The 26,302-nt window shown below is 35.3% G+C and carries 26 protein-coding genes; 15 read left to right on the top strand and 11 right to left on the bottom strand.

What is annotated here, in order from left to right; all coding sequences use genetic code 11:
• Window positions 1–3 precede the first annotated feature (3 nt).
• The 5 genes from C240_RS10540 to C240_RS10520 all read left to right on the top strand — a co-directional run bounded on the left by C240_RS10540 (window position 4) and on the right by C240_RS10520 (window position 4,058).
• Window positions 4–1,980, top strand: coding sequence for a glycosyl hydrolase 53 family protein (locus tag C240_RS10540; protein WP_271495315.1), 1,977 nt, complete (start codon window positions 4–6; stop codon window positions 1,978–1,980).
• Between the two features lie 13 nt (window positions 1,981–1,993).
• Window positions 1,994–2,311: a hypothetical protein gene (locus tag C240_RS10535; RefSeq protein WP_271495312.1), complete on the top strand. Its 318-nt coding sequence runs from the start codon at window positions 1,994–1,996 to the stop codon at window positions 2,309–2,311.
• Window positions 2,283–2,825, top strand: coding sequence for a signal peptidase I (locus C240_RS10530; RefSeq protein ID WP_271495309.1), 543 nt, complete (start codon window positions 2,283–2,285; stop codon window positions 2,823–2,825). Before C240_RS10535 ends, C240_RS10530 begins: the two co-directional genes overlap by 29 nt.
• The gene (locus C240_RS10525; RefSeq protein ID WP_271495305.1) at window positions 2,822–3,478 is read left to right on the top strand and encodes a TasA family protein; all 657 of its coding nucleotides are present in this window, start codon (window positions 2,822–2,824) and stop codon (window positions 3,476–3,478) included. The genes C240_RS10530 and C240_RS10525 overlap by 4 nt, the downstream gene beginning before the upstream one ends.
• A 67-nt stretch (window positions 3,479–3,545) precedes the next feature.
• Window positions 3,546–4,058: a hypothetical protein gene (locus C240_RS10520; protein ID WP_271495302.1), complete on the top strand. Its 513-nt coding sequence runs from the start codon at window positions 3,546–3,548 to the stop codon at window positions 4,056–4,058.
• Window positions 4,059–4,128: 70 nt separating this feature from the next.
• On the opposite strand, the gene C240_RS10515 is transcribed toward C240_RS10520, so the two are convergent.
• From C240_RS10515 to lacA, 4 genes are all read right to left on the bottom strand, one after another.
• Window positions 4,129–5,067 carry a hexose kinase gene (locus C240_RS10515; RefSeq protein WP_271495300.1) on the bottom strand — a complete coding sequence of 313 codons (939 nt, stop codon included), beginning with the start codon at window positions 5,065–5,067 and terminating at the stop codon, window positions 4,129–4,131.
• A gap of 11 nt (window positions 5,068–5,078) precedes the next feature.
• Entirely contained in the window at window positions 5,079–6,065 is a 987-nt protein-coding gene (gene lacD / locus C240_RS10510) for a tagatose-bisphosphate aldolase (protein WP_271495297.1), read from the bottom strand.
• A 109-nt stretch (window positions 6,066–6,174) separates the two neighbouring features.
• Entirely contained in the window at window positions 6,175–6,690 is a 516-nt protein-coding gene (lacB, locus tag C240_RS10505; protein ID WP_271495294.1) for a galactose-6-phosphate isomerase subunit LacB, read from the bottom strand.
• A gap of 12 nt (window positions 6,691–6,702) precedes the next feature.
• Entirely contained in the window at window positions 6,703–7,128 is a 426-nt protein-coding gene (lacA, locus tag C240_RS10500; RefSeq protein WP_271495291.1) for a galactose-6-phosphate isomerase subunit LacA, read from the bottom strand.
• A 224-nt stretch (window positions 7,129–7,352) separates the two neighbouring features.
• Here lacA and C240_RS10495 point away from each other — a divergent pair, with 224 nt between their 5' ends.
• From C240_RS10495 to C240_RS10485, 3 genes are all read left to right on the top strand, one after another.
• Complete coding sequence (locus C240_RS10495) at window positions 7,353–8,126, top strand: DeoR/GlpR family DNA-binding transcription regulator (RefSeq protein WP_271495288.1); 774 nt, start codon at window positions 7,353–7,355, stop codon at window positions 8,124–8,126.
• A 158-nt stretch (window positions 8,127–8,284) separates the two neighbouring features.
• Window positions 8,285–8,710, top strand: a complete 426-nt coding sequence (locus C240_RS10490; RefSeq protein WP_271495285.1) for an Rrf2 family transcriptional regulator — start codon at window positions 8,285–8,287, stop codon at window positions 8,708–8,710.
• A gap of 68 nt (window positions 8,711–8,778) precedes the next feature.
• Window positions 8,779–9,402: an NAD(P)-dependent oxidoreductase gene (locus tag C240_RS10485; protein ID WP_271495282.1), complete on the top strand. Its 624-nt coding sequence runs from the start codon at window positions 8,779–8,781 to the stop codon at window positions 9,400–9,402.
• 162 nt (window positions 9,403–9,564) lie between these two features.
• Here the strand turns inward: C240_RS10485 and C240_RS10480 are convergent, their stop codons facing one another.
• From C240_RS10480 to C240_RS10460, 5 genes are all read right to left on the bottom strand, one after another.
• Window positions 9,565–9,957 carry a barstar family protein gene (locus C240_RS10480; RefSeq protein ID WP_271495279.1) on the bottom strand — a complete coding sequence of 131 codons (393 nt, stop codon included), beginning with the start codon at window positions 9,955–9,957 and terminating at the stop codon, window positions 9,565–9,567.
• Between the two features lie 11 nt (window positions 9,958–9,968).
• Window positions 9,969–11,387 carry a ribonuclease domain-containing protein gene (locus tag C240_RS10475; RefSeq protein WP_271495275.1) on the bottom strand — a complete coding sequence of 473 codons (1,419 nt, stop codon included), beginning with the start codon at window positions 11,385–11,387 and terminating at the stop codon, window positions 9,969–9,971.
• Between the two features lie 6 nt (window positions 11,388–11,393).
• A complete protein-coding gene (locus tag C240_RS10470; RefSeq protein WP_271495272.1) occupies window positions 11,394–11,681 on the bottom strand; it encodes a TIGR04197 family type VII secretion effector in 288 nt (95 codons plus the stop codon).
• Between the two features lie 234 nt (window positions 11,682–11,915).
• Window positions 11,916–12,917: a tRNA dihydrouridine synthase gene (locus C240_RS10465; RefSeq protein ID WP_271495269.1), complete on the bottom strand. Its 1,002-nt coding sequence runs from the start codon at window positions 12,915–12,917 to the stop codon at window positions 11,916–11,918.
• Window positions 12,918–13,166: 249 nt separating this feature from the next.
• A complete protein-coding gene (locus tag C240_RS10460) occupies window positions 13,167–13,970 on the bottom strand; it encodes a hypothetical protein (protein WP_271495266.1) in 804 nt (267 codons plus the stop codon).
• 216 nt (window positions 13,971–14,186) lie between these two features.
• On the opposite strand from C240_RS10460, the gene C240_RS10455 reads away from it, so the two are divergent.
• From C240_RS10455 to C240_RS10445, 3 genes are all read left to right on the top strand, one after another.
• Complete coding sequence (locus tag C240_RS10455) at window positions 14,187–14,975, top strand: TraX family protein (RefSeq protein WP_271495263.1); 789 nt, start codon at window positions 14,187–14,189, stop codon at window positions 14,973–14,975.
• Window positions 14,976–15,341: 366 nt separating this feature from the next.
• The gene (murI, locus tag C240_RS10450; protein WP_271495260.1) at window positions 15,342–16,121 is read left to right on the top strand and encodes a glutamate racemase; all 780 of its coding nucleotides are present in this window, start codon (window positions 15,342–15,344) and stop codon (window positions 16,119–16,121) included.
• A gap of 43 nt (window positions 16,122–16,164) precedes the next feature.
• Window positions 16,165–17,163, top strand: a complete 999-nt coding sequence (locus C240_RS10445) for a choloylglycine hydrolase family protein (RefSeq protein ID WP_271495257.1) — start codon at window positions 16,165–16,167, stop codon at window positions 17,161–17,163.
• Between the two features lie 72 nt (window positions 17,164–17,235).
• Here C240_RS10445 and C240_RS10440 read toward each other — a convergent pair whose 3' ends face one another.
• Window positions 17,236–18,621 (bottom strand): hypothetical protein, encoded by a 1,386-nt coding sequence (locus C240_RS10440; RefSeq protein ID WP_271495254.1) that lies wholly within the window; start codon window positions 18,619–18,621, stop codon window positions 17,236–17,238.
• Between the two features lie 674 nt (window positions 18,622–19,295).
• Window positions 19,296–19,706 (bottom strand): hypothetical protein, encoded by a 411-nt coding sequence (locus C240_RS10435; protein ID WP_271495251.1) that lies wholly within the window; start codon window positions 19,704–19,706, stop codon window positions 19,296–19,298.
• A gap of 777 nt (window positions 19,707–20,483) precedes the next feature.
• Between C240_RS10435 and C240_RS10430 the strand changes: the two genes are divergently transcribed.
• The 4 genes from C240_RS10430 to C240_RS10415 all read left to right on the top strand — a co-directional run.
• Complete coding sequence (locus C240_RS10430) at window positions 20,484–21,209, top strand: winged helix-turn-helix domain-containing protein (protein ID WP_271495248.1); 726 nt, start codon at window positions 20,484–20,486, stop codon at window positions 21,207–21,209.
• 33 nt (window positions 21,210–21,242) lie between these two features.
• Complete coding sequence (locus C240_RS10425) at window positions 21,243–25,307, top strand: pectate lyase-like adhesive domain-containing protein (protein WP_271495244.1); 4,065 nt, start codon at window positions 21,243–21,245, stop codon at window positions 25,305–25,307.
• A 15-nt stretch (window positions 25,308–25,322) separates the two neighbouring features.
• A complete protein-coding gene (locus tag C240_RS10420) occupies window positions 25,323–25,670 on the top strand; it encodes an LPXTG cell wall anchor domain-containing protein (protein ID WP_271495241.1) in 348 nt (115 codons plus the stop codon).
• The coding region (locus tag C240_RS10415) for a WxL domain-containing protein (RefSeq protein WP_271495238.1) at window positions 25,671–26,302 on the top strand (632 nt) is incomplete at its 3' end. It lies immediately after the preceding gene.

Genomic DNA, 26,302 nt, shown 5'->3' with positions numbered 1-26,302 from the left:
ATGATGAAAAAGCTAAAATTATTAACAGCCTTAGGGCTCACGTTAGGTGTATGTGCTGTTTTTGCAACAATAGGTACATCTAGTACTTTTGCTGCTGAGACCGATGATTTTTACGTCGAAAAAGTTGACGGAATGCCTGCAGATTTTATCAAAGGTGTTGATATTTCAACGGTAATTGCTCAAGAACAGAGCGGCGTAAAATACTATGATGAAAATGGCGGGGAAAAAGATTTATTCTTAATTTTAAAAGAAAATGGTGTCAATTATGTGCGGATTCGTGTTTGGAATGATCCTTATAATGCAGATGGTCAAGGATATGGGGCTGGGAATTGTGATGTGCCTAAAGCGATAGAAATCGGTAAACGCGCGACTAAAGCTGGTATGCGAGTACTAATTGATTTCCACTACTCAGATTTCTGGGCTGATCCAGGACGTCAAATTGCACCAAAAGCTTGGACAGGATTTACTGTCGATCAAAAAGCTGAAGCTCTTTATAATTTTACTAAAGATAGTTTACAGCAAATGAAAGCAGCTGGTGTTGATGTCAGCATGGTTCAAGTAGGAAATGAAACGACTGGAAGCGGAGTTGCTGGTGAATCTGGTAATGGTCGCTACACATTATTTAAAGCAGGCAGTAAAGCGATTCGTGAAGTCGATCCGTCGATTTTAATTGCGTTACATTTTACGAATCCAGAAAAGACATCTACGATTCTGAATTATGCGAAGACCTTAAAAGATAACAGTGTTGACTATGATGTTTTTGCTACAAGTTATTATGCATTCTGGCATGGGAGTTTAGATAATTTAACCAATGTTTTAAAAACTGTTTCGTCTACCTATGGCAAAAAAACAATTATAGCTGAAACAAGCTATGCGTATACACTAGCAGATGGTGATGGGCAGAAAAACGTAGTGAATAGTGCAAGTCAAATAACAGCCGGTGGGTACCCAGCTTCTGTCCAAGGACAAGCCAACTCTTTAAGAGATGTGATGAATGCTACAGTTAAAGCTGGTGATAGTGCCTTAGGAATTTTTTATTGGGAACCAGCGTGGACACCAGTTGGCGCTGCTGATAGAGAAGCAAATTTGCCGATTTGGGAACAATTTGGCTCAGGTTGGGCATCGACAGCAGCTATTGGCTATGATACTGCAGTAAATGCTACAAATTATGGTGGTTCTGAGTGGGATAACCAAGCATTATTTGATTTTTCAGGAAAAGCACTAGATTCCCTAAAAGTCTTTAAATATGCACAAACAGGGTATAACGAAGCGCCTGTAGAAGAAAATTTATTGAAAAATGGCAGTTTTGAAACGGCAGACCTCAGTGATTATCTTATTTCTCAACCTTATGTTACTCGTAAAGCTGATACACCGAAAATTGGTACCAATGCACTTCATTTTTGGAACAAAGATGCTGTTGATTTTACCGTTGAACAAAAGGTTAGTTTAGCACCGGGACACTATCGTTTCAATCTATTTATCCAAGGAGATGAAACAGGAACGTCAGAAGATATTTATGCTTATGCTAAAGTCAATGGAAGTATTATTAAGAGCAGTAGTAAACTGAAATTGCAAGGTTTAGCGAACTGGCAAGAAGGACTAGTTGAATTTACCTTAACTGAAGCCGCAGAAGTCAACCTAGGTTTAAGTGTCAAAGGAGATGCAGGAGCTTGGGGGACAACGGATAGCTGGAGTTTAGTCACAACTGAAAATCCGCCGGCTGTAGTGGAAGCTGAATCAGTAAAATTAAATGCCAGTACTCTTAGTATTCTAAAAGTCAATGGTACATTGAATCTTGATCCTCAAGTTTTACCAGAAAATACGACAAATAAAAACTTGAGCTGGCAAGTAGATAAACCCGAAATTGCCGAAGTTAATGCAGCTGGGATTTTAACTGCAAAAAAAGCTGGAACGGCTCGTGTGACAAGTACAACAAATAACGGTAAAACAGCAACTTTTACTATTAGAGTTACAAAATAAGGAGAGAATCGTAGTGGGAAAGAACGTCAAAATAATTATTAGTATTTTAGTGCTAAGTGCAGCGCTAACAGGAGTTGTAAGTGAAGCATTCGGCTACTTTGTCTATGAAACAACTTTCCCTCTCGGTTTTTACCGAAGTAAAGAAGTAGCACAACAAATAACAACTTCTACTATTGAGGAAAGTGAAACTATTGCAACAACCGATAGTGAACAGTTAAACGACAACAAGCAAATTGAAACAGGATCGACCAATGCAACTGTTGAACAAAGCAGCACGAGTGATGAGTCAGGAGATGTTCAAATTGAAACGAATCATACAACTGTTGAATAAAGTTACGGCAAAAATGTATGTGCTTTTTCTAATCTGCATCATTTTATTTTTTAGCTGGATTCATTTATGTGGTCAAGCAGGACCAATTCAGTTAAAGACAGTTCTAACAGGAAGTATGGCGGAGATTTTCCCCCAAGGAAGTCTATTAGTTGTTAAAGATGAAACTCCTGAAAAGCTCAGAGTCGGGGATATTATCTCGTTTGAAAAAGGCAATGAAACAGTTAGTCATAGAATCACCAAGATTGACCAAACACAAGGGCAACTTACCTTTCAAACTAAAGGCGATAGTAATCAAACAATCGACCAAACAGTAGTATTTCCTAAAGATATTACCGGAAAAATCATTTTTTCTATTCCAAAATTAGGTCGAATACTATCCGTGATTCAGTCGCCGCGAGGGAAAATCGCTTCGATTTTAACGATTATTCAGTTATTACTATTTGACTACTTTGTCCAATTACTATTTACAAAAGAAAAAAATCAGATGATTAATGAGGAGATTTGTACAGAATGAAAAACAGAAAAATGAAATTAATATTAACAGGTTTGGCGTTATTAGTAGTAACAGTAGGAACAACCTATGCTTGGTGGACAGCATCTTCTAAAGTAGAACAACAAGTTATTATGGGGAACTTAGCCGTTACTGCAGAGTTTGAAGATGTTTCAGACAATACAGATTTTGAACCGGGATTGTCAATTGAACAAAATGGCACAGTTACAAATAGCGGTTCAATCGATGCGATTATTAAGATTGAAAGCGATAGCCAAGTGAAGTTAGGGAATGCAGCAGATTTTACCAAAGCAGATGATGAAGCTGTTAAATTAAGTATCAAACCTGCTGGTGGAGCTGGTTATTGGTACAGTGATTCTGCTGGCGGTCATTATCTATTGTTATCTCCGGGAGAGGTAGCTACAATTAATGTTAATACTGACTTTGTTGGTGAAAAAATGGATGCTGATTATGCAAATGCTGAAGTAAAAGTTGCAGGTAATTTAAAAGCAACACAAGTTTTAGAAGGGGCAATTAAGTCTGAGTTTGGGATTGATGCAGAAACATTACAAGAATACGTAGATCCAAATGCTCCAGCAGCACGCAGTCTGACCGCTAGAGGGGCGCAATCAGAAGCGATGAGCACATTGCGTCAATTATTAAATCGTGGTAAATAGACATTTCTTAAGTTTGCTCTTTTTGAGTAGTTTGCTTTTTTTTCCGAAAATTGAGCAAGCGGCAGAATTGAAAATTAGTGACACAGATAGTAGTTATCAGGTGACGCAGCCTTCCTCTTTTACAACGCAGGATTATTTTGAACCTGGGCTTATCTTGGCATCTGAACCGCTGAAATTAACTAATTCAAGTCGGATGAAAAATATCCAGGTTCAATTTTCAGTTGAAATTCCAGCTGCCTATCAAGAAAAACTAGAAGGACAGATAGTGATAAAAACAATGTCGTCAGAGCAAACTATCTCTCTAGATCAAGCTATCGATGGTCAAACGATTACGTTTTCAGATCAAGCAGAATTGTCCCCTCAGTTGTTTTTCCATGGTGAAAAAAGCGATAACCAGATACAAAATAGCCAAGAAAAATTAATTTATCATGTAGCTTTTCAAGAGCAGGCAAATCATTCACAAACTGAAAAACCTTCGAAGGCACTCCCAAAGTTAGGAAGCTTGGAAAATAATGTATTTCTCTTTGGACTATGCTTATTTGGATTATATTTATTAATAAGAAAAAAACAGAAAAAATAGCTAGCATCAAAATAAAAATAGTTCGTATTACTCTACAATTTTGGAAGAGTAATACGAACTATTTTTGTTTTCAGTATATTTTTTCTACAATTATTTGAGAAAAAATCTGCTCAAATTGCTGAATATTAATGCTGCCTGTTGATTCTTCTAATGCATTTAGAATACCGCAAGTCATCCCAGTTTTTAAAATGTCTTCGATAGAGTTATCTTCCTCAATAGCTGAAGCAAATCCTGCGATAGTAGCATCTCCTGAACCAACTGGATTGATCGCTTCCACTGTTGGAATGGTCACGCTATAAAACGAATCAGCAACTTTCGCATAGGCACCTTGACTACCACGAGACAAAACGATCCACGGAATTTCTGAAAATAGTGGTTGTTCTACAGCTGATTTAAATGAAGCAACTGAATCGACAGTGAAATTATCTCCCAGTAATTCTTTAATCTCCTGCTCGTTGGGTTTAATTAAATAGGGTTTCGCAGATCCACTAATAGCTTGTTTTAAAGAGTCGCCAGATGAATCGAGAATGACTTTAGCACCATGTTTTTGTAAAATAGGTAGCAGCAAGGCATAAAAATTTTGGGGTAATCCAGCAGCTAAGCTTCCAGAAATAGTAAATAAACGCGTCGTTTTAGCCAATTCATTCATAAGTACTAGGAACTGTTGCTGTTCGGAGTCATTGATCGTAGGCCCTTTTTCTAATACTTCTGTTTGTTTGCCTTCGTGAAGTAAGGCGATTGAGATGCGTGTAGATTCTTGAATCGGTATAAAATTAAAGTTAATCATTTGTTTAGCTAAATCATTTTGAATAAACCGCCCAAAATCTCCGCCAACAAACCCAGTCGCAAGCACCTCTTTATCCAGCTGATGCAAAACTCGAGTAACGTTTAAACCTTTGCCACCTGCTGTTTTGTCGGCTTTTTCGATGCGGTTGACTTGATCTAGCATAAACGAATTCAGCGGCATAGAGACGTCTACTGAAGGGTTCGCCGTAATTGTAACAATCATAGTCTAAACTCCTATTCTGCAGTGACTTTATCTGTCCAAGGTTGCGCTGTTTGTGCTAATACTTCATTTAATGCATCAATATTTTGACGACCGTGTGTATTCATCCATTCTTTAGCTTGAGTTTCGCCACCTGTAACAAAAGGTGTCACACCATTTGCCCAAGTCGCCCGACCACATAACACACCGTTAAAGGTTGAACCAGATTCATGGGCAAAAGTTAAGGTTTTTTTGAATAACTCAGCAGAAACACCCGCACTTAAAAAGATAAACGGTAAATTAGTTGCAGTACTTTGTTCTTTAAAGAAATTGGCTGCTTCAGTTTGTGTATAAACCGTTGTTTCGCCAAAACCTTCTACATAGTTCATATTGACGGGGACTTCCATTTTTAAAACATCCACTTTATATTGTGGTTTAGAGAATTCTTTCATCATATCGTTGACTTTATGAGGTTTAACTTTTGCGTAGTCAACAGAATTTGGGTCTAGATTCCCTGAATCATAAGAAACAAGCTCCAAATAAAAAGGAATATTTTCAGCAGCACATTCACTACCAATCCGTTCGACAAAACGATGTTTTCGCTCATTAATTTTCTCATCTTCATCAATATCATAGTAAAGTAAAAATTTGATTGCATCTGCACCTTGTTTTTTTAAAGTTAAAACAGACCAATCTTCTAATAAATCAGGCATCCGACCAGGTGTAGAAGAATCATAGCCGGTTTTTTCATAAGCCAGTAAAAGTCCTGAAGTTTCAGAGCGAACTTTAGCTGCTGGCAAGCCAAATTCTGGATCTAGTAAAATTGATGAAGCGTAAGGGGTTAATTCAGTGGAAACAATTTTTTTAAAATCTTCAATCAATGCAACATCTTCACTGCCACCAGCAGAGGTAATCATTTTTTTTAAGGCGCCACGCTGATCGATTGCTAAAGCAGCAATTTGTTTTTGTTCATTTGATAAACGTTCCATTGCTGCATATTTTTCTTGTGTTATTGTATGCATAAGTGAGTCCATCCTTATTTTAGAATATTATAAATGTTTGTTTTTGTTCGAATGAAGCGTTTTCTATTTATCGTTAACTGAAAAATGATTATTGGCACTTGATTCAGCTTTAATCGTGATAAAATCCTTGATCCCATTTTTCTATAAACTCGTTAAAGATATCTTGGTTTTCAATAACCTCATCATTGTGAGCCATTTGATCGATTTGAGTAATTAATGCTTCATTTTCAGGTGTTGCCTGATAGTTTTCATTTAAAAAAGCCTCAACAATATCGCAGATGAGAAATTCACCAGTAATCCGTCCGCCAAAGCCAATCACGTTGGCATTTAATTCTTTTTTAGCATAAAGCGCACTTGTCATATCACGAACCAAAGCGCAACGAACACCGGGAACTTTATTAGCAGAATTTGTAATACCTACGCCTGTACCACAGATAACCACACCTTGATCGACTTGTCCTGTAGCTACTAATACACCAACTTTACGTCCGAAAATCGGGTAATGAGTTCGAGTAAAATCATAGGTCCCAACATCAATCACTTCATGACCTTTAGCTTTTAAGAAATCTGCTACTTTTATTTTTGTATCTGTTACGATATGATCGCAACCAATGGCAATTTTCATTTTCTTTTCCTCCTAGCACATTTTATTTAACATATCTACGCGAATTTGGTGACGACCACCATCATAGTCAGCTTGTAAAAAGGCCAAAACAATATTTTTAGCCAACGTATCACCAACAATTTCACTACCTAATGTAATCATCCGTGAGTTGTTATGTTCACGTGTCATGTAGGCTGAACGTTCATCTGAAACTTCAGCGGCAACAATATTTTTTGACTTTGTTGCAACCATGAAACTTCCTGCACCAAACCCATCGATGGCAATTCCTAAGGCTTGTTGATCTGCGTGTAATACCTCGACGATTGCTTTAACAGAATCAATAAAATTACCATTTTCTGGTGTTACATCAATAAGATCATAATCTTTTTCCAGCAAGAATTTTTTTATTGAATTTTTCAAGGCTAAACCTTGTGTGTCAGAAGAAAGTACTACTTTCATGATAAAACCTCCATTTCTTTTTTTCGATTTCATTCTAACGTAAAAACGAACAAAAATCAACATTAAAATAAACAATAATGAACAAAAAGTGGTTGGTTATGTTCGTAAAAGAGCTGGATAGCACTTTTTTTTTACTAAATAGTTTGTTATGATAAGAATAAACAGATATAAACGTTCTTTTTTGTGTGCTTTGTAGAAAGAAACGAATAAAAAGGAGCTAAAGTATGTTAAAAGAAGAAAGATTAACGGAACTTTTGCGTTTGATTGATGAAAAAGGAACAGTCACTGTTACTGATTTAGTGGAAAATATGGCTGTTTCGGATATGACGATTCGGCGTGATCTATCTGAATTAGATGCTCAAGGTCGCATTCATAGAATTCACGGTGGCGCTCAAAGTGTGAATAAATTTAACCTTGCAGAATTATCCCATGAGAAAAAGAAAATTATTCAGCCTGATGAAAAAAAGGAAATTGCCCAGACGGCGTTAACGCTAATCAATGAAGAAGGTACGATTTTTTTAGGACCAGGCACAAGTATTGAGTTGTTAGCACAAGCGCTAACGGTTGAAAACCTTCGAATTATAACAAATAGCTTGCCTGTATTTAATATTTTGGAAAATAAAACACAGCAGTATGAAATCTATTTAGTTGGTGGAAAATACCGTCAATTAACAGGTGCCTTTTCTGGAGAAATGGCAAATAAAGCAATTCAGGATATTCGTTTTTCAAAAGCTTTTTTAGGGACCAATGCTATTCATCAAGATCGGATTATGACAGCGACAATGGAAGAAGGTATCACACAAAGTTTAGCCTTAGATAATTCGATTCAAAAATATCTATGTGTAGATAGCGCAAAATTTAATCGTGAGGATTTTTATACGTTTTATCATTTATCTGATTTGACAGCAGTTATCACGAATAATCAACTAGTAGCCAATATTGAAGACTATAAAAAATATACCCAGATTATTACTAAAAATGATATAAAAAATCAATAAGAAAAATTTAGCTAAAGAATGGTCATTTTTTTGAAATGGAGACCATTCTTCGGTTTGTTTTAGAGAAAAGACGAAATTCTTTCTAGTTGACATTTTTTTTAGGATGCATTAAGATTTAAATGTAACTTAATTTGTTACTAAAAGTTGGAGTGATAGACATGGCCATGTCGACGAAATTAAGTGTTGCGATTCATATTCTCAGTTTGATCGAAATCGGTCCGCCTGATCGTGTGAATTCCGAACTGATTGCAGGAAGTGTTAATACCAATCCTGTAGTAGTCAGACGATTAATGAGTAAGCTGAAAAAAGCTGGACTTATTCATACAAGCAGAGGCGCAACACAAACTTATTTGTTAAAAAAAGCAGAAGACATTTCTCTATACGATGTTTATGAAGCAGTAGAATTGGATCACGAAGTGTTTAATATTCATCAGAATCCTAATCCGAGTTGTTTGGTGGGAGCGAATATTCAATCCGTTTTAGAAGATCAATACACGAAAGTACAACGCAGTATGGAAGCAGAATTAAAAGAGATTGCTTTGTCTGATGTGATTCATCAAATTAAGCAGCAAGAGACATCGTAAAGTCTCTTCTCTTTTTAAATTTAAATGTAACAAAATAAGTTCTATTTAATGAAAGGATGGATAAACAAATGAAAGTAGCAATTTTAGGAGCAAATGGTAAAGCAGGTTCAGCCATTTTGAAAGAAGCAAAAAAACGTGGATTAGAAGTAACAGCTATCGTGCGTAATGCGGCAACAATCACTGATGGAACACCAGTTATTGAAAAAGATGTCTATCATTTAACGACAGATGATATCAAAGATTTTGATGTATTAGTTAGTGCTCTAGGTTTTTGGGGAGATGTCAGTGAATTTACTGGATCAACAAAACATTTAATTGATATTGTAGAAAATCAAAAAACTCGTTTATTGACAGTTGGCGGCGCTGGCAGTTTATATGTAAATCCTGAACATACATTGCGTTTGAGTGAAACGCCAGATTTTCCAGAGGCATTCCAACCGCTAGCAACAGCTATGGGGAAAGGATTAGACTTGTTGAAAGAAACGAAAAATGTTCATTGGACATACTTAAGTCCAGCGGCAGAATTTGATGCTGAAGGTGCAACGACTGGCAGCTATGTGATCGCTGGGGAAGAGTTGGAAACGGATAAAGATGGTAAGAGTTATATTTCTTATAATGATTATGCCATTGCAATGGTTGACGAAATTGAAAAAAATGCTCACCCGAATCAACGTTTTAGTGTGCATCAATAATCTTTTGAATAAAATAGAATGAGAATAGCGAAACCATAGTATTATTCGAAAATGAAGTTCCTTCAAAAATTATCTTAAAAATAGCCAACCAATTGCTTGATGAACTGGAGGGCTATTTTTGTTGTTTTGTGATTATATTGACTATAATATTAAGTAAATAAGCTAATCCAAACAGTATACATCGAATCCTTTTGTTTCACCTTCGACAACGGTTGTTAAAACTTCTTTCTCCCAAAAAGGAAGCACATCTTCAGAAAGCATCTCCATAAATATTCTTTTTGATTCCATGTCATTTTCTAAAAAACTAGAAAAATTATGAATATTTAACTGAAAATTTTTAGCTTTGATCCAGCCTAAATCAGTCATCCAATCACTTGCACTATCCCAACCATTAATATCAGGTAAACTAAATTCTGTCATTAGTGTTTCGAAAAGAGTAATTTTATTGTTCACTTTTTCTCCATCAATATTGACAACAAAGCAGTTATTTAACTTTATTACAGGGCTTAATTTTTTATATTCCTCAATTGTCATTGTACAGATTTCATTTTTCATATCCCTACTCCTTATTCTTTCAATTTCACGAAGGTTTTATAATGATCATCAGTGTAATATATCTTTCCATCACTACCTCTTATTAATCGTTCGCTACCTCTATCCATACCAGGTATTTTATCATTAACGTCGTATTCTTTGTAATTTATTGCATTACCATTATTGTCAACCGTAGGTAGTTTTCTATCTCTATTTTTGTATGCTTTTCCTGCTTTTGTTCCCTCTGCTTGACCAGCCACGGTACCTCTCCAATCATTATCTTTATATTTGTTAAATGCTTCCAGTACGTTTTGAGGTACAGAATCTAAATTTTTCGTGGGTATTTTAGGAACTTTTTTATACAAAGCATTCCCTGTACGTTTATTTCTATCTAAAGTATAGTTTTTACCGTTCTTATTCCCCTTTAAAACGGGATTTTTAGGTGTTGCAGACTTAGCATCTATTCCATCTTTACTATATTTAGCTGCAATTATAACGGTTGTGACTGCACTTGCGACGGCTGCCCATCGTTGAGCTTTTTCTAAATCGGTCAAAGGGTTACCTGTTTTTGCATTTATACCAGTTCTCAATTCTTCTGCCATTGTTGCAAAATAATCATCCAGTATGCCATTTTTCTTAGGATTCATTAAGATATAGAGATAATCTTTGTATGTTTCATTAAACTTGAAATCTTCTTGCGTTACTTTGGAAGGGTCTTTAACCCACATCCATTCATAGGCTCCCGATGTTAATTGAACACGAACGTATTGTCTGCTTTCCATTGCTTTTTTAAATTTATCAGCATGTCCTTTTTCCATTTGTTTTGCTCTTGATTCCCAACGTTCACTGATATCTTTTGCCCAGCTCATATCTAGCCTTGTAATATCAAATGTACCAGTAGACGCGTTCCATGCTTTACAGTCTTTCACTTGTGCTATGCCATTATTCAACTCTTTCTGAGACGCTTCATACTCTGAAAAGAAACTTGCTGACTGACCACTATAATCACGAAACTTTTCTAATTTTTCTTGTCGTTTCTGCATCGCTTGATACACGTTCACCGAGCGTCTTTCTAGATCGGTTCTTTGCGTTTTTGCATCCCGAATTAGATCATCAATCGTGTTTAATAATACTTTGTAATTGTCAATCTCGGCTACTAACTGGTCTTCATCTAGATCAGATCCATTGACCGTTGCCAGGTACTCACTTAAGAACTTCTTGTGTGCATTCGCTAAGGCTTCGCCTGTCATTATAATTGATTGACAGATTGGTGTATAGGCAACCATGAAGTAATTTTTTGCGGAATCATAAGCTTTACTAGATAACGGCGCTGATAGAAAAGTTTGAATACTTTGTTGTAACGCTACTACTGCTTGTTGTGCCTGACTACTTGCCTGTGAAGCTTGTGTACTTCTTGTTTGTGCTTCTGATACTACAAATTTAAGTCCCACTAACAGTTACCTCATACCTCTAAAGGATAGGTTAGGTAACTGTGCTATTTTTTGGTCAATCCGTTCAAACTCTTCAGCAACAGAATTAATATTATCTCCAGCTTTAACCACACTGTTAGAAACAGCTTTTACACTCGATTGAAAACTTGAAAAACTATTGATTGCGGTATAATTTCCAGCGACATTTATTTGTCCAGAACTGACAGCAATAGAAATACTATTTAATGCACTTGCAGACTTACTGAAGGAAGCAGATACACTCCCAGTAATACTTGAATTACTATTAATCGTCATGTGAGGCTCCTTTTCTTAGTTTAAGAAAAGTATATCAGAACAAACACATAGAAACAATTTTATTTATAACTATAAGGGTATAATAATTTACTTAAAAGTGTTAATTCACAACAAAAAAGTGGTCTCGTAATTATACAAGATCACTTTTAATATACTAGTAATAAACACCAAAATGAAAGGTTTCGGTATAGCAATTTTTCCACACTTAACTTTTACAAAACAAGAATAATCATATCACAACTGCTGAAAATTTTTAATTTCATCGGAATGTTTAAACTTTCCTGCATAAAAATCAGCTAAAATTTCTCGAACTTCATCCGTTGATTTTGTCCCCATCAATTTAACTCTTAGATCACTAGCTCCGGGAAATCCTTTAACATAAATTTTAAAGAAACGATGCAATCCAACAATCGAACGAGGTACTAAATTTGCATAATGATCCTGTAAATCTAGCTGCAACTCTAATAAGCCAAGTAATTCTTGCGGTGTATGTGTCTTCGGTTCTTTTTCAAAGGCAAAAGGATTTTTAAAAATACCTCGACCAATCATAATACCATCAACCCCATATTGTTCAGCAAGCTGTAAACCTGTCTGACGATCAGGAATGTCACCATTAATCGTAATTAATGTTTGAGGTGCAATGCGATCACGAATCTCCATAATCTGAGGGATTAAGTCCCAATGAGCATCAACTTTGCTCATTTCATCTCGTGTCCGTAAATGAATAGATAAATTGGCAATATCTTGTCTTAGCAAATGAGTAATCCAATTCTCTAACTCTGCAATTTCTTTATAACCAATCCGAGTTTTAACACTAACAGGCAAGCCGCCAGCTTTAGCCGCCTCGATTAATTCTGCAGCTACATCTGGACGTAAAATAAGTCCGCTGCCTTTGCCTCGTCCAGCTACATTAGGAACTGGACAGCCCATATTAATATCAATTCCTTTAAAACCCATTTCAGCTAAACCAAGACTCATTTCACGGAAAAATTCTGGCTTATCACCCCAAATATGGGCAACAATCGGCTGTTCATCTTCTGTAAAAACTAAGCGACCTTGCACACTTTCTTTGCCGTCCGGATGACAATAACTATCCGAGTTTGTAAATTCAGTAAAAAAGACATCAGGTGCGCCTGCTTTTTTGACTACATGACGAAAGACGACATCTGTAACATCTTCCATTGGTGCTAAAATAAAAAAAGGCTTTGGTAGTTCCGCCCAAAAATTATTCATCATTCTATATTCTCCGCTCTATTGCTTTCAGTGACTTTCCAGAAAAACATAATCATTATACTAAGAATGCTGGAAAGAATCAAAGGGAAGATTTTGATATGTCAAAGAATACCTGTATTTTTCAAGATATCGTCAATATAGGTTCAATAATCAAAAGCTATCTGGTCAGCAGTATTTGTATTGAAAATTTGATAGACATACGAAAAACTCTCTGTCAGTAATTACTGACAGAGAGCGTATACCTTATATTAGCTAGTCGACAACGGTCCATTCATTGATCGTTTTACCATTTTCATCAATTAATTCCAGCCAACTATTTGTACCACCAAAATATAAAAATAACCCAACTTCATTAACACTTTTCAAAATAATATCCTCAGTTGTGACAAAGTTTTTGACTTTATCTTTGTGGTCTTCGCGAATTCGCTGCCCCATTTTGGCAGAAAAGCCAAGAGACCCATCTTTATTTAATGGTGGTTCAGCCATCATAGTGGCACCAGCTTTTATCAACATTTCATTACGTTTATGCCAAAGCGCAGTTGCTTTACTTTCTCTAGTGTCAATAAAAAACTCAATCTGACTTACTTCTTTGGTCCATTTATGTCTAGCTTTTGCCGGTTTTGCTTTCGCTTTTTTAGGTTCTTCTTGAGGTTTTAAATGGTAGCCGAATCTTTCAAGAATTAAGAGTATTTCGTCTTTGTATTCAGTAATGGTTTTTTCAGAACTTACAGGGATTTTTGTTTCTACTTCAGGGATATTTGCAAGTTCAATCCCATTTTCTTTTGCATCTCTGATGAAGAGTTGTTCTAGATAGCCCAATTCGATGTCCCAAGGTGAAACAATTTTGATTATTTTATTAAAGGTTACTTTTTCAGTTGGTAAAGTAGATTGTCCGATAGCGACCAATTGGTTATCTTGAAATAAAAAATAGAGTTCAGATGTTTCGATGTTAACTTTTTGGTCTGGTGTATGAAAGATAGCGATCTTATTTTGGTTACTATTCCATTGAATTTCTGTTTCGTTTTCACTGATACGTACGCCTAAATTAATTTCCATTTTCTGCTCCTGTATGAGTAGGTTTTAGTCTTAAATTTTAACATGAAACGGAGAATAAGTCTTAACACAGCATTCTAGAGTTAAATGGTAAAAACATGGCTTGTTGTGGGTAAATTTATCTAACAAAATTGATAGTTTTTTGAAAGGCTAAACTAAGGTGCCAAAGTTCTGTTTCTTCTATAATAAACTAGATTAAAGAATGAGGAGTAATAAGTAATGAATAGTTTATCGGCAAGTAAGTTTAGAGGGTTGTCTACATTTGATTTAAAAATCATTGGGATTGTTTTGATGTTTATCGATCATATTCATCAAATGTTTGTTCCAATGGGTGCACCGAGTTGGTTAGACTGGTTTGGTCGGCCAGTTGCGACATTGTTCTTTTTTGTCAGTGTAATTGGGTTTAGCCATACAAGAAGCAAAGGGAAATATATGTCTCGTTTATACTTAGGCATGGTGTTGATGACGTTAGGTAGTTTAGTTTTGCAAAATATTGTTGGCTATGAGGAAGTTCAATTAATGAATAATATTTTTCGTGATTTGTTGGTGGGAGCGCTGATGATGTACGGAATTGATAAAATAGCTGAAGGACATTCGAGTAAAAAAATGAGTGAGATTTTCTTTGGAATTTTGATAATCTTGTTTCCGATTATTACTTCAATAGTATTAATGATGTTAATTTCAACTCCCGCTACAACTATCGTAGGAGTTTGGGCTGCTAACTTTATTCCAGCGTTGCTGTTTACTGAAAATAGTGTGATGGTGTTATTGATTCCTTTGATGTACTTAGCTAAAAATTATCGTTGGCTTCAATGTCTGTTAATTGCATTAACTGCACTGTTTTTCTTTTTCCAAGGTTCAACTCAATGGATGATGATTTTTGCAGTTTTACCGATTATATTATTTAATGGCGAAAAAGGTAAAGGGATGCGCAATTTCTTTTATTTCTTTTATCCATTGCATATTTGGATTTTGTATTTGATTTCGGCTTATATTTATATGCATTGATTGCTGATAATAATTTTTTATAAAATACTAGCGAATTCATGAGAGTGGACAATAGTCAGAAAAAAACTGATTATTGTTTCATTCTTTTTCTTTTTTTGAGAAGCCTTATTTGGTATAAGTAGATGTGTTTTTATTTAAAAATGATAATTTATATTTAACTCTAACATCGGTTCTGCACAAATGAATTAGTGACTTTTCATTTTTTTATAACTTTTAAGCAATATTAGTAAAAATATATAAAAAAATTGGAAAGTCAGTATGTTATTCTGTTTTTAGCCTTTGAGGAACGATAAATTTCTATTTAAAAGGCATAGCAACAAGAATCAAGTTTTTGAAACATTGATTAAAATAGAGGAGGAAACAAACTTGGTAGTAAAGATTGGCGTCATGGACAGTGGTGTTGGTGGATTAACAGTTGTCGAAAAATTGTCATGTGCGATTCCGGATGCACAAATCATTTATTATGGTGACAGCGGTAATTGTCCTTATGGTAACCGAAGTCGTACAGAAATTATTCAGTTGGCTCAAAAAGTTATTCAATTTTTACAAGAAAAAGAAATAACGTTTATCTGTATTGCCTGCAACACAATTTCAACAGTCATCAAAGAATTGGAAAAATCTTGTTCTATACCGTTATTAAGTATTGTTGAACCAGTAGCTCATTATCTGGCAACGTCTTTAAAACCAGAATCTATAGGTGTAATTGCCACAATGGATACAATCCAATCAAAGGTTTATCCACAAATGATTCATGCCGAAAATAGTGAAGTTCATGTTGTAGGACAAGGAAGTGCTACGTTAGCTGATTTGATTGAACGTGGTGAATTTAACGGTGACATGATTAATCATGAGATAGAAGAGGAAATGACTAAATTATTAGCACAAACAGCGATGAAAGAAGTTGTTTTAGGTTGTACGCATTATCCGATTGTTCTTGATCATTTTGAACAGTGCTTTCCGCAGATAACTTTTATTAATCCTGCAATTTATCAAGCAGAAGCAGCAAAAAGACAAATACATATAATTGATTCTCTTAAGAAGAACCAATTAAAACCCATTATTTACACATCGGGAGACGTAACAACTTTTGAAAAAATTGTAACAAAATTAAACATCTCTATTCAAGATCAGGTAAAAAACAAGTAATGTAGAACTACTTATTAAAAACAAAAATCAAGGAGGAATTTTTATGTGTACCAGTTTTACTTTTAGTGCTCCAGATCAACATTTTTTATCTAGGACAATGGATTTTAGCTTTATTTTAGATGCCCAACCAGTTTTTATTCCGAGAGGCTATAAATGGACTTCATTTAACAAAGAAGTACAAGTTTCACGTTATGCTTTTGTTGGATCTGGTCGTAAATTAGATGAGTATCTAGTAGCAGATGGCATGAATGAAAGAGGACTTGCGGCAGCTGAATTATACTATCCTAATTTTGCCAGTTACCCAGATAAACCTACTGCTGGTAAGAAAAACATAGCGCCACATCAATTCATTATGTGGCTATTGGGTGAAAATGCAACCGTTCAAGAGGTTCGAAAGCAAGTAGTTGATCTTTGCTTAGTAGATAGTCCAGTACCTTTGCTTGGTCTGACGGTACCTTTGCATTTCATTGTAACTGATGCAACAGGTGAAACAATCACTATTGAAACAGAAAACAATCAACTGACTGTTAAAGAAAACCCAATCGGTGTCATGGCAAATAGTCCAAATTTAGAATGGCATTTGCAAAATTTAAACAGCTATGTTGGCGTTCAGCCAACAAATTTACCTACACAAAAAATGGGAGAACTAACCTTACAAGCTTTCGGACAAGGATCGGGAACTTTACCTCTTCCTGGAAGCTACGTTTCAACAGATCGTTTTATTCGTGCTGCATTTTTAAAGCAATACTTAGTAACAAGTGAAAAGCCAACGGAAACAGTAGGAAATATTTTCCACGCATTGGATAGTGTAAATGTACCAAAAGGTATTGACTTAAAGGATAATGGTGATATTGACTTCACTCAGTATAAAGCAGCATTGGATACGGTTAATTTGACCTATTACTTTATGCTATATGAAAACAATGCTCTGTATACTGTTCAATTAAACGAAGAACTATTAACTCATTCAGAACCAATTGCATTTTCAGTTAAAAAACAGATGACGGTTCATACATTAACACTTGATGATGAATGCAAATAAAATGGCATTAGATTAAAACATGAATAGAGTACCCATCATCACAGAAGATAGTGTTGGTAGGTACTCTATTTTTTAAGAGAAACGTTCACAAATTTTTTGAATATTAATCGGGATCGTCATTTTCGCTATATTTTTTGGAGGTTCAAGTTTATCATCATAAAAAATTAATGCTTGTTTCAAAGTCTGTTGTGATTGTTGCTGCAATTCATCGTAGCTAGTGCAGACTATGACAGGGATATTTAGGTAGCTAGTTTTAATCTGTTCTAAAATACTTTCCATCAAAGGTAGATATAGCTTGTTTGCAACTACAAAAAAGAGATGAATAACTATAGTTTTATCATCAAGGAGAAAATTAACTTCTTTAGTAAAACGTTGGACGAAACTTTTGTTGAAACGAAAGTTAAGTTTTTGCTCTTTGAAATGATTGATTAGTATCTGATGGACAAGTGAATAGATATGCTGTTCATTTTCGGATAAATAAATGGTCATATCGGGAAAGAGTGGTTGCATGTTTTGTGTAGTCGTTTTAAGTAACTTGATGAGTGCATTAATAAAAAATATATTTTTAGGAACTTCAGAATGAAAAGCTTGTTCAAACTGATAAAAAAGCTGTTTCAGCTCTAGCGGTGTGTACAATAATCGATTCAGTTGCTGATAATGTTTTTGGAAGAGTTTTACATCAGTAAATGTATATGGAACGGCGTTGATTATGATTGTTAAAAATAATAGATCATTTTGATCTAAGTAGTTTGATAAAGCTGTTTCCGAAAAGAATTTTTTAATAATTAAATAAATTGGAAATTGTTTCAACATTATTTTTTGCGTATCGGAAAACTGGACTTTCTTATCCCTCTGATAAGAAAGTAAAAAAGCTAGAGCAACATAGTAGCGACTTTCATCGGATAAAAGTAATCCTTCTTGGCGAATATAGGAGAAAAAATAATTAATATGTTGTTGAAACACAAAGTTTTTAGAAATCGGAAAACATGGAGCTGTTTTTAAACTAAGTTTGAGAATGAGTAAGCGTTCTTCTAATTCGGTTGGATTATTAGGCTCTGTAAAGAGTTCTTCAAAAAATAAAGCTACTTGTGTTTTAAGTTGATAGGCAGTTCCAACAGAGATAAATAATTCTTCAACAAAATGAAGATAGTGTTCTTTTCGTTGTAGATAAAAACGGCAACCATTTAAAAAATGGGATTGTTGTAGCAAAAGTTGCTGATATTGATACAATGGTTTGTGCTGATCTAAATAGAACTTGTATATTCCATGATGATAATGTTTTTTGATAATCCATTTTTGAAAGGGTATACAAAGTGATTCAATATAATTAGTGCAAGTTATCGTGGAAATTGCAAATTGTTGGCTTAATTGTGAAATAATGAGTGGTTCTTGATAATACATTTTTTTTAATAATTCACTTTTAACAAGCAGATCTTTTTCAACAAAAGTATCAATCATAAGATAACCACCTTTACTGATTGCTTATTCAGTTCTAGTATAACAATAAAAAGCGAAAAAGTACTAGTAAAGTGACGAATAAAAAACTGAAAGTTTTGTATGCTTAAAAGGCAGTCAAAGTGACTATAATTATTTTGTTAAGTGATTTATTCTGAAATAGAATTTGGAAGCCTATCTTCAAAATTATCAAATTCAGAATATTCGATAGAAGTTATTTAAAATGATTAGAGTTTAGATACCGTCTATATTATTTGTTTTTATTTTGAATAATACCAGAGTTGAGAGATTGTAGAAGTTCCTTTAAGCTTGAAAGAAGAGCAGATGATCTTTTATAAATGTATTGAAAAAAATATAAGTACTTCTTAGATTAGACTAATATTAAGATTGGTCTATTAGTTTCAAGATAGATAGAAGAGTGAGAATTAGAAAAAAGTCTTACTCTTTTTTATTTTTTTGAAAAATTATTATCCATTCATATTTATTTGGAATTTATTACTCAAATTACACATTCAGTAGAGAAAATATAATGTTTTTAAGTGGTTAATATTAAGTGCTTTAAAAACCTTTTGTATAAATTGTCTCACTTGAGCTGGTTCTGACAATTATACAAAAGGTTTTATTTTTATGGGATGAACAACACTATTCTACTTCATAATGTTTTAACTTAGAAAAAGTCAATTTTTTTCCAAATGTAATGGATTTATATTAGTAGTTTTGTGTGATACAGTATCAAGCTTTCTTTTTTGTTTAGCCAATCCAGGTATTTTTATTCTACTGCCTGTTCTTTTCTTTTTTTGAGGCGCCTTTTCGTACAAGTTACTACTTTGCTTTCCTTTTGGTTGATTTGCATTAGAGCTTCTATGTTTAGTATTAGGATCTCTAGGCAAAGATTCTAGAACTTTTTTATTTTTTTTAATAGAACCTGGTCTTTTTTTGAAATAGGAAGTAGTAGTTTTTTTTCTCTGTACCTTAGAGTTGGTAGAATTTTCAGTATTTTTTCTATTAGGAGTCGTAGGTGAGTGGCAAGCAACTAAACTGAGGGTTGATAGAGCTACAGCTGCACAAGTAAAAATTTTTTTCTTCATATAAATCTCTCCTTCTTTCTTTGATAAATTATACTTTACCGTCATGGTATGAATTCACTCTGCTTTTCTTATTAAGAATCATTTTATAGAAGCGAACAGAAATGTAAGATGAAATTGGAATAGGCCTTAATTTAGTCAAAATTATCACAAAAAAATCGTAAACCAAGATTTCTAAAGTAAAAATGATTATATATTGATAAGTTATGATCATTTTTTACCGTTTCTGTGTGAAACCTGTGTATTACTAATATTTTCATAGTCTAAAATAATAACTAATCTTTCCTCAAATTGAGCTTGTGAGAAATAGCTTTAAAAGATTTTAGTGTAGTTTAAATAATATTTTTTACATATGAAAAGTAGTGAAATAAAACAAAATAGTCCCAATAGAGTACAGGCTATTGGGACTATTTTATTTTATTTGAATACTATAATAAGTTCAGCATTAAAATTAGAATTAGGTTGTTTTTGTAAATTTAAATTAAATATAAATAAAAATTCAATTAGATATAACCGATTTGTCCTCTTTTTAGAAAAAATCAATTTTGTGAAAAGTGATTTTTTGAAATTTTTAAGGAGAAATCTATTTATACAGGTTAATCCCAATAGCCTGTACTTTAATGGAACATTTTTAATTAGCTCATATATTAAATTATCATTTTTTTGAGATGAAATTTTATGTTATTTCGTGTCCGTTTAATGGACAACTCTAGTTTGTGAAAAAAAAATATATGTATTATCTTTTTCATATGCAAAATACAAAAAAGGAGGAAACGAAGTATGTATAATTTGGCAATGTTTAACTTACACGATTATTCCATACCAGTATCAATCAAACTTTGTGATTTTTATTTTTCTGATGAAAGTCATTTATTAAATCAGCTAGAGAACGTCCACGGTGTTGTTATTCACTGTTCTGCAGATGAAAACCAAAATAAAGTTCTTGAGTTAATTTTATCTATTAAAAGAAGATTTATCTTACCGATTTGGGTAAGGTCTGAGACGAAAAATGTTATAAGTAAAAAACTAAATCTGGAGTTAGGTGTATTAGGTAACTTTGATGAAAACGTCACGAATGAAGAAATGTTTGTCATTATAGAAAACACATTGAGTCTTGTTCATAAAAAAGAAAATGAAGGAAATGTTGAAACAAAAATGAGTAATGAATTACTTCTTAATTCGTTGAATTTTAGTATAAAAGCTCCTGGAAAAGCGGAGGTAAGCCTTACACGTATGGAGTTCAAAATGATTTCATTATTAGCTAGCCGAATGAATCAGGCATTTACATATGAAGAAATTTATAAATATATCTGGGAAGATGAGGAAGATACGGATAGTGCATCTAAACGATATCGAACATCAAACTTAGCCTTTCACATACGAAACAAACTTAGTAAATATAGCATGAATCCGAAAATGTTGAGAACAGTTCGCTCAGTTGGTTACCTACTTGATTCAAATTTGGAAAGTGACAAATTAAAGGAGGTGATAGAACTCACTAGCTGAAAAAAATAATACAAAGGAGGCAAAATGAATGAAATGAACAGAAAAAAAAGACTAACGTATAGCATTATTTTAATGGTGTCACTATTGTGTTCAATTACAGTTGGTTATTTCTACGTTTCTGCTACTAAGCTCTTTGCTAGTACAGAAGAAACAGAGGATTTAGTTAATTCAAATGAAGCCGTTCAGCTAGATCGAACTGATGAAGATGTCGAGTTAGAACAAATCTCAGAAATAGAATCACCAAATACGTTTATTGAAGAAACTGAAAGTAGTAGTTTGGCAGAAGAACTTGAAACAACAGCTTTTATTGGCGAAACGGTGGAAGTTTCAACTTTCGAAGAATTACGATTGGCTGTAGCAAACTCAGAAGTCGGACAAATTGAAGTTCAAAACGATTTGGTTCGCAGTGGGACGGGCGTAGCAACTGCGATAGGAACCTTAAATAGAAATTTACTAATCAAAGGAAATGGCTATTTAATCAACTTTGGTGCTGATAACGGCAGTTTAACTTTAGGTAACTTGGCGGCGGAGCAGGAAGCTCTTTTACGAGTGGAGAATGCTTCATTGGTAAAAACAGGAGCGACCTCTATTTTTAATGCGAGTGGGACTGGAGCAGGTTGGTATTTGGAACTTGAAAGTGTCAGTACAGCGACAGGTAATGCGGCTAGGCTAGCTTTAATTCCAGAGGGACGCTTAACGTTCACTGGCGGAGCGAATATATTTGCGCAAACATTGACAAATGTGTTTGTTCAAACAAAAGAAGTCTATGTTAATAACAAAGCCGAAGTAACAATTACTCGAGGAAACTCAGCAGTTTTCTTTTCAGCTGCAACAGTTTCTGATTCAAAAATTGTGATTAGTGAGAATGCGAATGTTTCGATTACTGTAGCTAGTGGGACTGCTAATGTGATTGATATGAGAGGTCCAAATCCTTCAGTTGTAGTTTCAGAGGAGTCCACATTGCTGATAAATGCACCAGGAACAGCAGCTTCACCGTCGAATACGGCAAATAATGCGATTATTATGACTGGGACACAACCGACTTTAGAAGTGCTTGGTAATTCCGAGCTGACGGTTACAACGACCAGTGCCAAGCGAGCGATTGGTTTAGTTGCTGCGGAAGCTAAAATGATCATTGACTCGAGTGATTTAACCGTTAATGCTGTGACAGGACGAAGTATTAATGTGGCAGGAACAACTCCTCAAGTTTTAATCAATAATGAAAGCTCAATAAACTTGATTAGTACCGGAAACGGCCAACAGATTGTTTTGGATGGAGCAAATTCACTGTTCCATCTAGGCTCACGATCAACGGCAAATTTAACCACTGGATCAGGTAATGCACAAACTGTAGTAATAGGAAATTCAGCTGCTAATCCGACATTCCGAGTTGATGGAGGTTCTAGTTTTGAAATGACTAGCCCGGGTGCAACTACGGGAAGCGCTTCTGCTACAGCAAACAATGGGATTATATTGACTGGGACTACACCTAGTGTGGAAATTAAAGACGGTTCAAAAGTTAGATTGGGAACGACAGGAACTAAAAGAGCGCTGTTCCTTAATGGTATTACAGCTAATTTGCAAGTAGAGAGCTCAACCATTGATGTAACTACTGGTAATGCTATGGGCATTCATTTGTCAGGTAACGATAGCAGTGTAGATATAAATAGTAAATCTACTGCTAATATTGTTTCTGGCGCTGCGAATGGACTAACTCTTCATGGAGAAAGACCAAGATTAAGAGTAGCTGATCCTGAAACGGAGCTAACTGCAAGTAGTACAGTAAGCGCTGGGTATGTCAATGCGGCGATCTATCTTGGATCAGCAACTGCAAATTCACTTACCTTAGGTGCTCGTATAGAGATTACTGATGGTGCACAAGTTCAAGCGACTAGTAATGTATCTTCTGCAATGGGGATTCAAAGTCGAGACGGAATTTTCCTTTTATCTGATGATGCTAGTCTGAAGCTAAATAGTGGTGCTTCAACAGGTGAAGCAGCAGTTTTACGTTTCTTATATTTTGGAAGTTATAATTTCACCATTGATAATGCATTGTTAGAAATTAGTAAAAGTGGTGGGAATTCTCCAGGAATTCGTATGTACGGTGGGAATAATCACATAGAGGTTAAAAACGGTGGGATGTTTCGGATAAATAATCCTGGTAATGGTACTGCCAATGATACTGCGAATCAAGGAGTCCTTTATACAGTAAATAATGCACCGAATTCTTTTACCGTTAGTGATCCTGGCTCATCCGTTATCATTAATGCTACAACTGGCCCATCTATTGATATGGGTACTGGCACAGGAACGATTGATGTATTGAATCAAGGCTACTTTCAAGCATCAGGACGAACAAGTAGCGCAAGTGGTGGAATTTTCAATGCAGGAAACTTAAGTGTAACATTTGATAATCCCTTGTATATGAATTTCCGGAATAATCGTCCTGCTGGGGGAAATATCTTTAATGTGTCTAATGGCTCGACCTTAACAGCCACAAACAGTGATTTGGCTGTTTGGCGAAATGGAGCGGACTTAGATGGCGATCCGAATATTAATTATCGGACACTTGACTATTCGTTTAGCGGTCAGAATTTCAATACATTAGCGTCTACCAATAATCCGGATATTTTGAACACAGACAATTTTGGAACTACTGGTTTAACAGCATATTCTCGTTTAAGTTCAAACAATGCTCGTTGGGCAATTGCTGATGAATTACGAGTTCCAACAAATGCGGATAAGAAAATCTATGGACACATTAGTATACCAGTAGGACTTTATGAATCACGCTCAGCTTGGGACGATGAGGCAGAAGTGTCTGTTGAAGTGACAAAATCTAATGGTTCTAACCAAAGTTACAGAGCAAAATCTGTGGGACACTCCGATGAGGATCCTGGAATCAGTATATACGGTGAAGAGCGAAGAGGGGGATTATTTGAAATTACCCTAAATGATTATCTAGAAGCGGGAGATAAGGTTGAAATAAAAGAGGTTCGTTTAACTAGTGGAGAATTAACACCAGGATTTGAGAATACCATTTTAAGTGACCCAACAGTCACGTTTCCAATAGTTCCGCCAACACCTGCTGTATTCGACAATGAAATAGTGCTAAGTACAGCTTCCACTATTCAAGGATATTCTGAAAATAGAGATGCAGAAGTTACTGCAACTCATAATGGACAAGCCATTAATACTTCAGATGTATCAATTGATAGTTCAGGGAACTTCGAAATCTTGTTAAATGGGCTAACATTATCTGAAAATGATGAAATACAGGTGTTTCTAAGAGATAAAGCAGGTCTAGCAGAAAATGCAGGTGTTGCTAATCCGCCTATCACCAATAATGAAACTGGAAATATCAATCCCGCAGAAGCCTTGGCGTTTCACGATGCAACGTTTAGTCAAGGGACTATTTTAACTGTAACAGAAATAATAGATTCCATTTTAACTGTAGAATTTGTTAATGAGCTTGATCAATTACTTCCAGGCTATACAATCATGATTGATGGTCTGATAGGAGACGAAATTGATTTAACGAAAGAAGAGACTGTGGTCAAGCAATTAGAAGGCTTACTTAATGCGGGATATGAAATTTCTGAGCGGCCTGCAAATGAAACGGCAGTTGTTTTAGATACTACAGAAGTAACAGTTCGCTACAAGCTTCAAGGCGTTCTAAGTTTAGCTTCAGCACCTGCTGCTCTTGATTTCGGTTCATTAACCTATAACGCTACAACCAAACGAGTAGAAGATCCGGAAATTGACCAACGATTAATTGTTACCGATACACGTGCAAACCCTGCTAATGGTTGGACCCTGACGGCATCATTATCCAGTCCGATGAGAAATAATGAGGGGCAAGAGTTAATTAACGCTTTACGTTACGTATATAGAGGGCAAGAAGTGATTTTAGATGGTAATGCACAGACTGTTTATCTAAATACTGACGGCTCATCTGGAATTTTTGATATAAGTAATAGCTGGGGAAATCAAACTGGTACTGATGGAGTCAAACTACAAATTGGTTCATCTGATACAGTTCATACAGGAAGTTATGTCGGTGAAATTACATGGAAAGTCATGGCTGGACAGCCCTAAAAGGAGAGGGGAAAAATGAGAAAAAACAAAATGATCATCTTATTCTGCTCTTTAATAGTGCTGGTTAGTCTAGCGATATCACCACTAATGGTTTATGGAACAGAAGCTGCAGGCGGGCAAGTCAATACAGGTGGGAAAATTTCATTTTATGAAGAAGAAGCTATACCTGATGAAGTCGCGCCCATAGCACCAGAAGAATCAGGTTCCTCTAGCGATCAAGATACTGCTGGGGTGAAAAAACCTGCTGGAAATCTGCCTAGTACTGGTGAATTGATCGGGAATTTTGGTTTTATCGGTATTGGGCTAGTGTTACTTTTCCTTCTGCTGATTGTATTACGTAGATGGACAAAGGAGGAGAAGTAGATGAATATACAGAAGTTTAAAGCTGTTAATAGCTTACTCCTTATACTAGCTGGATTGACTCTCTATACTCCGTCAGTTCATGCAACGACCGATTCATTAGGACAAACTGGAACAGTAACGGTTGAAGGAAGTTCGATTTCTAATCCAGTTGATCCAGAAAATCCTGGTGAGGTTATTGACCCGGGAGAGGGACCTTCTACTGAAGGACCATTGAGGATAGATTATGTCTCATCCCTTGACTTTGGTCGAGCACAATTAACCGATACCAACCGGATCTTTCCAGCATTAGCGCAACAATTTTTAGGTGAAACTGGGCCAAGAGGTAGTTTTATCCAAATTACCGATCAGCGCACCAATTCGACTGGCTGGACCCTTCAAGTGAAGCAAAATCATCAGTTTCGTAATACGGTGATTCAAGAAGCCAGCGAACAAGAACTAAGCGGTGCGGTCCTTTCCTTAGATAAAGGCTGGGCTAACAGCAGTGGCAACAGCGGTTCACCAACGGTAACCCGAGAAACGATTGCGCTAAATTCGATTGACACAGCTTACGAATTAGCCACAGCGACAGCTGGAAATGGCCGCGGCGTTTGGACGATTGCCTTCGGTGCTTCTGAAACCAACAGTAACAACAT

It is taken from the genome of Enterococcus sp. 5H (assembly GCF_028128615.1).
Lineage (GTDB): Bacteria > Bacillota > Bacilli > Lactobacillales > Enterococcaceae > Enterococcus_L.
Note: the sequence above shows the minus strand (reverse complement) of the source record. Positions and strands in the feature narration are given on the sequence as shown.

Bases quoted from the DNA above. Each gene is read 5' to 3' on its own strand.
- C240_RS10495 (WP_271495288.1), top strand. From the start codon at position 7,353: ATGTTAAAAGAAGAAAGATTAACGGAACTTTTGCGTTTGATTGATGAA.
- C240_RS10480 (WP_271495279.1), bottom strand. From the start codon at position 9,957: ATGAAAAATGAAATCTGTACAATGACAATTGAGGAATATAAAAAATTA.
- C240_RS10430 (WP_271495248.1), top strand. From the start codon at position 20,484: ATGTATAATTTGGCAATGTTTAACTTACACGATTATTCCATACCAGTA.
- C240_RS10455 (WP_271495263.1), top strand. From the start codon at position 14,187: ATGAATAGTTTATCGGCAAGTAAGTTTAGAGGGTTGTCTACATTTGAT.
- lacD (WP_271495297.1), bottom strand. From the start codon at position 6,065: ATGCATACAATAACACAAGAAAAATATGCAGCAATGGAACGTTTATCA.
- C240_RS10470 (WP_271495272.1), bottom strand. From the start codon at position 11,681: ATGACGATTAATAGTAATTCAAGTATTACTGGGAGTGTATCTGCTTCC.
- C240_RS10425 (WP_271495244.1), top strand. From the start codon at position 21,243: ATGAACAGAAAAAAAAGACTAACGTATAGCATTATTTTAATGGTGTCA.
- C240_RS10540 (WP_271495315.1), top strand. From the start codon at position 4: ATGAAAAAGCTAAAATTATTAACAGCCTTAGGGCTCACGTTAGGTGTA.
- C240_RS10515 (WP_271495300.1), bottom strand. From the start codon at position 5,067: ATGATTGTTACAATTACGGCGAACCCTTCAGTAGACGTCTCTATGCCG.
- C240_RS10435 (WP_271495251.1), bottom strand. From the start codon at position 19,706: ATGAAGAAAAAAATTTTTACTTGTGCAGCTGTAGCTCTATCAACCCTC.
- C240_RS10460 (WP_271495266.1), bottom strand. From the start codon at position 13,970: ATGGAAATTAATTTAGGCGTACGTATCAGTGAAAACGAAACAGAAATT.
- C240_RS10420 (WP_271495241.1), top strand. From the start codon at position 25,323: ATGAGAAAAAACAAAATGATCATCTTATTCTGCTCTTTAATAGTGCTG.
- C240_RS10445 (WP_271495257.1), top strand. From the start codon at position 16,165: ATGTGTACCAGTTTTACTTTTAGTGCTCCAGATCAACATTTTTTATCT.
- C240_RS10525 (WP_271495305.1), top strand. From the start codon at position 2,822: ATGAAAAACAGAAAAATGAAATTAATATTAACAGGTTTGGCGTTATTA.
- C240_RS10465 (WP_271495269.1), bottom strand. From the start codon at position 12,917: ATGATGAATAATTTTTGGGCGGAACTACCAAAGCCTTTTTTTATTTTA.
- lacA (WP_271495291.1), bottom strand. From the start codon at position 7,128: ATGAAAGTAGTACTTTCTTCTGACACACAAGGTTTAGCCTTGAAAAAT.
- C240_RS10490 (WP_271495285.1), top strand. From the start codon at position 8,285: ATGGCCATGTCGACGAAATTAAGTGTTGCGATTCATATTCTCAGTTTG.
- lacB (WP_271495294.1), bottom strand. From the start codon at position 6,690: ATGAAAATTGCCATTGGTTGCGATCATATCGTAACAGATACAAAAATA.
- C240_RS10440 (WP_271495254.1), bottom strand. From the start codon at position 18,621: ATGATTGATACTTTTGTTGAAAAAGATCTGCTTGTTAAAAGTGAATTA.
- C240_RS10485 (WP_271495282.1), top strand. From the start codon at position 8,779: ATGAAAGTAGCAATTTTAGGAGCAAATGGTAAAGCAGGTTCAGCCATT.